The sequence below is a fragment of the Kitasatospora sp. NPDC059571 genome, assembly GCF_042735675.1.
Taxonomy (GTDB): Bacteria; Actinomycetota; Actinomycetes; order Streptomycetales; family Streptomycetaceae; genus Kitasatospora.
Map to the genome: position 1 here is coordinate 1 of NZ_JBHWBW010000488.1, position 5891 is coordinate 5891.

Annotated in this window: 4 protein-coding genes; 2 read left to right on the forward strand and 2 right to left on the reverse strand. The window is 74.3% G+C overall.

From position 1 onward, the window contains the following. Positions 1-1150, forward strand: a 1150-nt coding sequence (locus tag ACFV0G_RS33605) for a S41 family peptidase (protein WP_380556178.1), incomplete at its 5' end; no start/stop codon positions are given. Between the two features lie 85 nt (positions 1151-1235). Here ACFV0G_RS33605 and ACFV0G_RS33610 read toward each other — a convergent pair. Continuing rightward, positions 1236-1529, reverse strand: coding sequence for a hypothetical protein (locus ACFV0G_RS33610; protein WP_380556180.1), 294 nt, complete (start codon positions 1527-1529; stop codon positions 1236-1238). A 72-nt stretch (positions 1530-1601) separates the two neighbouring features. Further along, positions 1602-3509, reverse strand: a complete 1908-nt coding sequence (locus ACFV0G_RS33615; RefSeq protein ID WP_380556182.1) for a PP2C family protein-serine/threonine phosphatase — start codon at positions 3507-3509, stop codon at positions 1602-1604. Positions 3510-4002: 493 nt separating this feature from the next. Between ACFV0G_RS33615 and ACFV0G_RS33620 the strand changes: the two genes are divergently transcribed. Beyond that, entirely contained in the window at positions 4003-5850 is a 1848-nt protein-coding gene (locus tag ACFV0G_RS33620; protein WP_380556184.1) for a cellulase family glycosylhydrolase, read from the forward strand. Positions 5851-5891 lie beyond the last annotated feature (41 nt).

Sequence of the window (5891 nt, forward strand, 5' to 3'; positions counted from 1 at the left end):
CCGCGCGCGCCGGGCGGCGGGCGCGGCGCGGGGGGCGACCCCGCCCCGCGAGTCTCACCCCCACCGCGCGCCGCCGGCGGGGGGGGGGGCCCCCGCGCGCCGGCGGCGCGGGCGCCCCCCCGCGGATCCGGCCCCCGGTGCGCCCGGGGCCGACCCCCGCCAGGTCTTCGACACCGTCTGGGCGACCTTCGCCGACAACTACCCCTTCTTCGCGGCCAAGGGCATCGACTGGCCGGCCCTGCGGGAGCGGTACCGCAGCCGGCTGGACGCCCGTACCCCGGCGCCCGAGCTGCTGGCCGTCCTCGACGACCTGCTGCGTCCCCTCGGCGACGCCCACACCGGCGTGGACGCCGGGGCAGTCGGGCGCATCTGGCACCCGCGCCCGGGTACCCTCCCCGTCCTCGACCCGGCGTTCCGGGACGCGGCGAATCGGACCACCGAGGCGGCGCTGGGGGCGCCGCTCACGACCTTCGCGGCCGGGCGGCTCGCCTACGCCGACCTGCCCGGTGGCCTCGGCTACCTGCGGATCACCGGCTTCCAGCACTACACCGCCGACGGCGGGTACGCGGAGGACGCCGCCGAGCTCGACCGCGCACTGGACACGATCCTCACCCCCGAACGCACCGGCGGCCCGCACGCCCTCCGGGGCCTGGTGCTCGACCTGCGCCTCAACGGCGGCGGCTCGGACCGTCTCGCGCTCCGGCTCGCCGCGCGCCTGACGGATCGGCCCTACCTCGGCTACGTCAAACAGGCCCGAGACGATCCCCGGCACGCGGACGCCTGGACTCGCCCCCAGCGCGTACCCGTCGTCCCCACGACAGCGCCGCGGTTCACCGGCCCGGTGGCGCTGCTGACCAGCAGCGCCACGATGAGCGCGGCCGAGTCGCTGGCCATGGCCCTGATGGGCCGCTCCCCGCAACCGGTGCGCATCGGGGCCGCCACCCAGGGCGTGTTCTCCGACGTCCTCGAACGCGCCCTCCCCAACGGCTGGACGTTCGACCTCCCGAACGAGCGCTATCTCACCGCGCAGGGCCGGGACTTCGACGGCGCAGGCATCCCTCCGACCACCGAAGTCCCGGTCTACACCGAGGACGAGTTGACGTCCGGTCGCGACTCGGCCCTCGCGGCCGCCCGGGCGGCCCTGCGATGACCCGGTGACCGGTCCTGCCACCGGGAACACGCGGTCCCTGCCGCGTAGAACACACGGTCCGCGCCGCCTCGGACGGGCGATCGGCTCAGGCCGGCACGCGCGAGGCCATCGGCAGGCTCCGGCCGTCGACCTCCAGGACGCACGAAGGCTCGCCGCGCCCCCTGCTCGGCAGCTCCACCCGGGCGCTCACCGGCTTCGGCGGGTCCGTGGGCAGCACGGCCGAGAGCAGGTGGGTCTCGGCCTGGTGCCCGTGCACCCGCTCGTGGGCGACTTCCTTGCCGTCCACCAGCATCTCCAGCTCGCGCCTCGACCCGAGGCGCACGGTCACCGTGACCGAGTGGGCACCCTGGTCCAGGTGGAAGTGGTAGTCGTGGCTCATCGCAGCCTCCGTCCGCCGACCGGCCCGGTCTTCCATGGTGGCATCGACGGCCGCCGCGCGGTCTGCCGAGCGTCAGCGGGGCCGGACGCGGGCGGCGAGCACGGCGATGTCGTCCTCGGCGACCCGTGGGGCCAGTCCGTGGACGACGGAGTCGAGCAGGTCGTCCAGGTCGCCCGCGACGGGCAGGTGGAGGTCGGCGAGCCGGGCCAGCGAGGCGTCGATGTCCTCGTCGCGGCGCTCGACCAGGCCGTCGGTGTACATCAGCACCACCTCGTCCGGGTTGAGCGTCCCGACCGCGGGTTCGTACCCGCCGAGGCCGGTGCCGAGCGGCGGGCCGGTGGGGATCCGGACCAGCTCGGTCCCCCGGCCGGGCACGATGAGGGCGGGCGGCAGATGGCCGGCGCTCGCGTAGGTGCACCGGTTGCGGGCCGGGTCGGCGAGCGCGAGCAGGCAGGTGGCGGGCCGGGCCGACTCCTTCTCGGCGATCAGGGTGTCGAGCTGCCGCAGGATGCGGTGCGGGGGCAGGTCGGTGCCGGCCACGTACCGGAGCATCGCCCGGTAGTCGCTCATGTCCACTGCCGCCTCCACGCCGTGCCCCATCACGTCGCCGATGACCAGCAGGGTCCGTCCGAAGGACAGCCGGACGGCCTCGAACCAGTCGCCGCCGACGACCGAGCTGGTGCCGGAGGGCAGGTATCGCGAGGCGAGGTCGAGATTCGGGTGCGGGTTGCCGGGCTCGGTGAGCAGGGCCCGCTGGAGTTCGAGCGTGATGCCCTGCGACCGGGCGTAGTGGCGGGCGTTGTCGATGGCGACGGCCGCCCGGCGGGCCAGGTCCTCGGCGAGTTCCACGTCCTCTTGGGAGAAGTCCGGGGCCGACGCCGCCCGGGCCAGGGTCAGCACCCCGGTCGTGCGGTCCCGGGCGATGAGCGGGACCGCCAGGACGGCTCCCAGACCGGCGCTGCGGCAGGCCTCGCTCTCCCGGTCGGCCGCCGCCCCGCCGGCCGCGGTGGCGCGCAGGTCGGCGAGGACGGGGCGGTGTTCGGCCAGGCTCCGGGCCGGTGCGGTGCCGGGCCGGTGCCGGACCCGCTCGCCCGGCGTGGCCAGCGCGCCCGTCGACTCGGCCAGCGCGGGGACACGGGCCAGCCCCGCCCGGTGGAGGCGTCCTGCGGCCGCGGGACGGCCCACGGCGGCCGTCGCCGTACCGGTCACCGGGATGACGTCCACGGTGGCGAGGTCGGCCAGCCGGGGGACGGCGAAGCGCGCGAGCTCGGCGCAGGTGGTGTCCATGTCGAGCGTGGTCCCGACCTTGCCGGTCGCCTCGTCCAGCAGCGCGAGCCTGCGGCGGGCATGCCGCAGCGCCGTCGCGGACGCGGCGACCGGGCCGTCCCCCGCAGGGCCGGCCCCCTCTGCGCCGTCTTCCACCGGGCCGTCCGCGGCCGGCCCCGCGACCAGGATGATTCCGAGGCCGACCGTCCTGCCACCCGCGACGAGCCGATGGCAGGTGCCCGCGGCGGCGGCCGGGCCCGGAGCCGCCTGCGGCCCCCGTGGCCCGGTGCCGGCGCCGGGCCCGTCCGCGGCCCGCGTCGGTGCTGCCGCGGTCCGGGCCGTTCCGGCCGGGCCGAGCAGGGCCCGGAAGGGCCGGGAGAGGCCGTCCTCGAGGACGGCGTGCAGAACCTGCTGGATCACCCGGTCCGCGAGGAGCGGGACGGAGGACGCCGACCGTCCGAGGAGTTCCGCCGCCGGCTCTCCGGCAAGGGCGGCGAACCCGTCGCTGGCCTCCCGCACCAAGAGATCCGTCCCGAGGACCACCGCACCGGCCGCACTGCCGGTGAGCAGGGAGCCCAGCAGGCCGGGCGGCGGGCTGACCTCGGGGGTCCGGTTCCGGCCTGGTGCAGCGCTCGGTTCGGCGGCCGCGGGCGTCGAGTTCCGTGCCCCGGTGTCCACCGCCGTCCGCCTCGTCCAGCGCCGTCCGATGTGCATGATGTCACCATGATTCACGCCGTCCGCGGCGGTCCGCATGCGGGGTGGCCCCGTTGGCCTCCCGCCAACGCCATTACCGCCCCCATGCCTGGGAGCGCTCCCAATATGCCTACTCCGACCGGCCCCTGAAGTCGGAAGATCCAGCCACCCTCGCGGCCCTGTCCCGTTCACTACCCGGCCGGTCGGCGGCGCATTTCCCGGGCCCAAGGTGCCATCTCCGCGGCTGAGTCCGTGAGTTGACTTCAACAAGTGAAGTCGGTCAGGTGTATTGACGTCGGATTCGCTCTCTGGCTTGATGATGGCGACCTCGTCCGGCGTGCCCGCTCCCCACGGGAGGGGATCGGACCGATGTGGGAGCGCTCCCGCAGCATTACGCGATGGGGCGCAGCTCTGCACTTCTCGTACCGCGCACCATCCGGAACGCCCCCACCCGTCCGGCGCCCGTGGCGCCCCGTTGCCGCGCGCCGGACAGCTTCCAGAGAGGAACGAGACCATGCGCCTTCAGCTGTGCCGGCGCCTCACCCGCCGGTTCGGCCGCAGCGCCGCGGCCTTCACCGCGGCGGCGGCGATTCTCTCCGCACCGCTCGGCGTGCAGTCAGCGCAGGCGGCCGCCCCGGTTGCGGCCCCGGCGGCCGCGGCCGCTGCGGCTTCCGCCGGTGCCGGCTACTGGCACACCAGCGGGCGCCAGATCCTGGACGAGGCCGGCCAGCCGGTCCGGATCGCCGGCATCAACTGGTTCGGCTTCGAGACCGGCAACTACGTGGCCCACGGCCTGTGGAGCCGCGACTACAAGAGCATGATCGACCAGATGAAGTCGCTCGGCTACAACACCATCCGGCTGCCCTACAGCGACGACATCTTCAAGGGTACCGCGCCCGCCAGCATCAACACCTCCGGCGGGATGAACGCGGACCTCGTGGGTCTGGACTCGCTGGGCGTGATGGACAAGATCGTCAACTATGCGGGCACGATCGGGATGAAGGTCATCCTCGACCGCCACCGCCCGGACTCGGGCGGGCAGTCGGCCCTCTGGTACACCTCCGCGGTGCCCGAGAGCACCTGGCTGGCGAACCTGAAGGCCATCGCCACGAGGTATGCCGGCAACTCCGCGGTGGTCGGCATCGACCTGCACAACGAGCCGCACGATCCGGCCTGTTGGGGCTGCGGCGACGCCGCCACCGACTGGCGGCTGGCGGCCCAGCGCGGCGGCGAGGCGGTGCTCTCGGCCAACTCCAAGCTGCTGATCTTCGTGGAGGGCGTGCAGACCTTCAACGGCAGCTCCTACTGGTGGGGCGGCAACCTCCAGGGCGCCGGCCAGTACCCCGTCCAACTGAGCGTCCCCAACCGGGTGGTGTACTCCGCGCACGACTACGCGACGAGCGTGGCCCAGCAGACCTGGTTCTCCGACCCGTCGTTCCCCGCCAACATGCCCGGGATCTGGGACAAGAACTGGGGCTACCTGTTCAACCAGAACATCGCGCCGGTCTGGGTCGGCGAGTTCGGCACCACCCTGCAGTCCACCGTGGACCAGAAGTGGCTCAAGGCGCTGGTCCAGTACCTGCGGCCGACGGCCACCTACGGTGCCGACTCCTTCCAGTGGACGTTCTGGTCCTGGAACCCCAACTCCGGTGACACCGGCGGCATCCTGAACGACGACTGGACCACCGTCAACACCACCAAGGACGCCTACCTCGCCGACATCAAGGCACCGGGCTTCGCCGGCTCGACCGGCGGCGGGAGCGGCGGCGACACCCAGGCCCCGACCGTGCCGGCGGGCCTGGCGGTCACCGGCACCACCTCGACGAGTGCCACCCTGTCCTGGACGGCGTCCACCGACAACGTCGGCGTCACCGGCTACGACGTCTACCGCGGCACCACCAAGGTCGGCACGGCGACCGGGACGACCTACACCGACAGCGGCCTGACCGCGGCGACCGCCTACAGCTACACCGTCCGCGCCCGCGACGCCGCCGGCAACGTCTCCACCGCCTCCGCCGCGGTCACCGCCACCACCGCCTCGGCGGGCGGGAGTTCGGGCTGCAGCGCGACCGTCGCCCTGAACGACTGGGGCAGCGGCCTGACCGCCACGGTCACGGTGACCAACACCGGCACCCGGCCGACCACCGGCTGGCAGGTGGCCTGGACCTGGCCCTCCGGGCTCACGGTCACCAGCAGTTGGAGCGCCAACGTCACCCAGACCGGTCAGAGCATCACGGCCGGGAACATGAGCTACAACGGCGCCCTGGCACCGGCCGCCTCGACCACCTTCGGCGTGCAGGCCACCCGGACCGTTGCGGGGGCGTCCGCGGCGGCCACCCCCAGCTGCACCGCCACCTCCTGACCCGCGGTGCGCGGCGGCGCCGGGAGGGCCCGCCGCGCACC